The organism is Vibrio sp. 10N.222.48.A3 (genome assembly GCF_041475345.1).
GTDB lineage: Bacteria > Pseudomonadota > Gammaproteobacteria > Enterobacterales > Vibrionaceae > Vibrio > Vibrio tasmaniensis_A.
In genome coordinates this window covers 1-3968 of the sequence record NZ_JBFRVX010000482.1, presented here as the reverse complement: position 1 = coordinate 3968, position 3968 = coordinate 1, and the positions used below count along the sequence as shown (strand labels likewise).

Sequence of the window (3968 nt, the reverse complement as noted above, 5' to 3'; positions counted from 1 at the left end):
TGTTAGAGCAATTTAGTAATGTCCGGTTTGAGCCATTTTAAAATGTCCTCCTAAGCTTACCTATATTGGTCTGCTTAGGAGTTATCTGGATGCTTATTACTATGAGTGAAAAAGATATTCATCGATTCAAGGTTCTGACTGACGTACGTGAAAAACGACTACGCCAAGTTGACGCTGCTATCATTTTGAACCTGTCTGCGCGTCATATCCGACGTTTGGTCAACAAACTTGTCTCTCTTGGCGCGCAAAGTCTTACACACGCAGCGCGTGGACGCCCAAGTAATCGACGCTACTCAGAACATTTCAGAATTGAAATACTGAAACTTATCCGTGAGCATTACTCTGACTTCTCACCAACGTTCGCTCTGGAAAAACTGACTGAACTGCACAATCTATCAGTCTCTAAAGAAACACTGCGTCAATGGATGATCGCCGACGGACTGTGGCTTCCACATGCGAAACGAAAACCTCGGATCTATCAGCCTCGTTACCGTCGTGATTGCTTGGGTGAACTTATTCAAATTGACGGCTCCCATCATGACTGGTTTGAAGGCCGCAGCGACAAATGCTGCCTATTGGTGTTCATTGACGATGCGACTGGCCGCTTGATGAACCTAAGATTCAGCGAAACGGAATCCGCGTTTGACTACATGTTGGCGACGCGTGAATACCTCAATGAGCACGGTAAACCCATCGCATTTTACAGCGACAAACACTCCATATTTCGAGTGAATCAGGAGAAACACAAACAAGTTGGCCAAACCCAATACGGGCGCGTGCTGAAAGAGCTGGCGATAGAACTCATTTGTGCCAACAGCTCCCAAGCCAAAGGCCGTGTTGAGCGAGCCAATCTCACGTTGCAAGACCGGCTGGTTAAAGAGATGCGCTTACAAGGCATCAACACCATCGAGCAAGCCAACGCCTGGCTTCCCTACTTCATCGCCGATTTTAACCACCGCTTTGCTAAGCCCGCTCAATACCCGAAAAACATGCATCGTCCGGTTCGAGAATCCAAGCAAGAACTCGACGATATTTTCAGTTGGCAAGAAAGCCGCAAGCTCTCAAAATCACTGACATTTCAATACGATAAAGTAATTTATCTCATTGAGCCCACCGAAGAAAACAGCCGATTAATGCACGAAACCGTGAAGGTACTCGACTACCCAAATGGAGAAATCGCCATTCAGTACGGGCATCGAAAACTCGAATTCAAAACCTTCGACAAACTCGAGCACGTTCAACAAACCCAAATCGTCGACAACAAACGCCTCGGCCAAGTTTTAAAATTTGCTCAGCAACAACAAGAAGAATTCGAACAACAACAGCAACGAACCCGCAGTAAGAAAGCCCCCAAGCGCCGTGCACAACAAAGAGCCCTACAAACCGCGCCTCGAGCCATCAACCCTGTCCTCACCGACCCCTTCAAAGCTTCCAGTCGAAAGACTTAACAAGGGGACATTTCTATTGGGGACAAATAAGGACATTTTAAAATGGGATTGACAGAGCATGTAAGCCCCAGATAGTAATGTCACTATTTTCCGAAGTTATTCTTGTCATCGTTTCCTCTTAAACCCTTAAACAACTGGTGCCTCAAGCATATTGAGTTCACCAGCATTCTCTAAATGCTCTTTTAACCCAACCATTATACGTGTGGCCAACATCTACATGATTCGTTTACACAAAGCCGATCAACGAGAACATTTGTTCTGTCTGACTTACATCTTCTTGTACTCATGATTCAGCGCGCTGTGTGTAAACCTTGTGGGCATTGCTGTCGTTTCTTTTTCAGATTTTACACACGCCACCGTGTTTCTTGTTGGCTACACACGTTGAATTCTGTTTTGTGTTATCCACTAAGCCAGTTAAGTTTTCTCACACGAGCTCGTCTGTAAGTTTCCATGCTGAATTTTTTTAACTCAACTTGCAGCTCGCAATAAAGTTAGTGTTTGTTGGTTAGATTATTGGATTACTCTGTGTGTTCCTCAGATCTACATAATGTCATGAACAGACTTGTTCAAATCGGTTAAGTCACTTTACCTAAACCACAAACATCCACGCTCGCGGTTACTTGCCGTTAGATCATCGCTAGAATGGATTTAGGGTTCACTTTGACCGTGCCACCTTGATCACGCCTGAACGACGCGAGTTTAATCCGAAAGAATTGCTCAGTTTTGCGTATTGGCGCGACGAACATCGTCAGCTCGTCGAACGCCACGGTCGAATTGATTCCCCAAAGTTTTACCCACCTAAGGAGCATCCGTTGCCATTTCGTGGCGGACGCCGTATGCCAGCGAAACCTTGGGTACCTACCAAATTTAAATAAAACCAGTCACAACAGCTATATATAAAACGTTACTAGCTCTCCAGGACTTTACGTTTTACTCTATATACCCCAACACCCAATATGAACCAATTCCTAGCATCAAATATATGTTTAGACCGATGCAATTATCCGTTTCTCAATGGAAATTCAAGTTCTTCGAATAAACTTTGAAGGCAAATATCGATGATATCCATTGCTTTTTCATATACGGGAATTGCACTTTCAGCTAGGTTCCTATCATCTTGGTTATTGCATATTACCAGCTCCATGCTGCACATTATTGAACAACTATCCCGCAAGTCTGAAAGTGTTTTCTTAGAACGTTCTGAGAGGAAAATGAAATCTTCTTGTTCAATTTCATGCAATGCGGTTATATGAAGTAGCGCTGATCTATCTATACTAGCATCGAGAAACTCCAAGGTTGGATGAAATTCACCTCGGGAATCAAAAGAGCCTAGAGACGCTTCACAATACCTCTTAAATCCAACCAACCTACTCTGCAGCTTTTTGAACACTCTTATTTTCTCATCTAAAAGTATGTCATTCTTTCTCGACAGCAACGCTAATTCGACTTTTAATCGCTCAATATCAGATATGTACTCATTTTTGGTGCTTTCAACTTTCCTAGTTATATATTCAATATCTTGCTTTGTTGCGAGATTTTTCCCTTTTTCTGAAGAATAGGAAAATAACATCCTTCGAAACATGAATATACCGCTAACTCCCAATAGTGTCATACACTGTAAGACTAATAACGCCAGTTCCATAATTGTCCCTTTGTTTCATATGGTTAGATAGAGTCAAATCAAGGAAAAGTCAGTATTCTACTGGGCCAAAATGTCCTTGGTAAGCTACATGCGTAATAACAAGCCGGTTTATAGAAACCACTTCAACAAAATTAGACTGTAATGGAGAACCAAAAAGGCCTAAGTTTTCTATGGTTTGAGTATCAGCGTATTGTTGTCTTTCTGGATGATGTCGACGTAAAGATAAACCATAAACAGTATCAAATGGGTGCCCACCAGTTCGAATTAAACTGAAAAAAGAAGGATAAATCACCCCGTCATAGCCCACCTTTTCAGCAGCTTTGACTATAGCTCGAGATATCTCATAAGAATGCGATTTAGCTAAAAACAACATGTGTATCGCTAAGTCTAAATTCTCAAATTCGGTTCTATCTTCTACCAACACGTGTGTTAAGTCTAATAACCGGAGGTTCTTCTTAGTTTTTAGCGTAGCTACATAAATGTCGTCATCTGCCGAAGCTCTACATTCATGAATACAAACATCAATATCCTGAGACCCATACATAATAGATAAGTCAGATGAGTCTAATCGACCCTTTCCTGAAAATTCAATTGGTGGACTATCATACTCCATAGGCTCAGATGGTCTGGTAGGGTTTACTCTCAAGCGATAAAATTTAGTAGCACTAGGGATGATTTTTTCTGGGTATTCAGTAATAACCCGTTGGATAATTAAATCTCGAGTATTTTCATTTTGTAAATCTTTAAGGGGCTCAACCTCACCTACCATCCACAAACGTGGGCCATAATGGAAAAAACCAATTTTGGCGGTATCTTCGATTAATTTAATGTCATTTTTTAGCCAAGGTGATGGACTGATATCACTTTTTCCATAGTGG

Annotated in this window: 3 protein-coding genes and 1 pseudogene; 2 read left to right on the top strand and 2 right to left on the bottom strand. The window is 42.0% G+C overall.

Going from position 1 to position 3968, the window contains the following annotated elements; genetic code table 11:
* The first annotated feature begins 101 nt into the window (after positions 1-101).
* Entirely contained in the window at positions 102-1448 is a 1347-nt protein-coding gene (locus tag AB4653_RS14290; RefSeq protein WP_102257390.1) for an ISNCY family transposase, read from the top strand.
* Between the two features lie 599 nt (positions 1449-2047).
* Positions 2048-2323: pseudogene (locus tag AB4653_RS14285) on the top strand (DUF3653 domain-containing protein); the annotation flags it as partial.
* A gap of 125 nt (positions 2324-2448) precedes the next feature.
* Here the strand turns inward: AB4653_RS14285 and AB4653_RS14280 are convergent.
* Both AB4653_RS14280 and AB4653_RS14275 read right to left on the bottom strand, forming a co-directional pair.
* On the bottom strand, positions 2449-3090 hold the full coding sequence (locus AB4653_RS14280) for a hypothetical protein (protein ID WP_102257880.1): 642 nt from the start codon (positions 3088-3090) through the stop codon (positions 2449-2451).
* Positions 3091-3139: 49 nt separating this feature from the next.
* A partial coding sequence (locus tag AB4653_RS14275) for an RES family NAD+ phosphorylase (RefSeq protein ID WP_372104519.1) occupies positions 3140-3968 on the bottom strand: 829 nt, incomplete at its 5' end.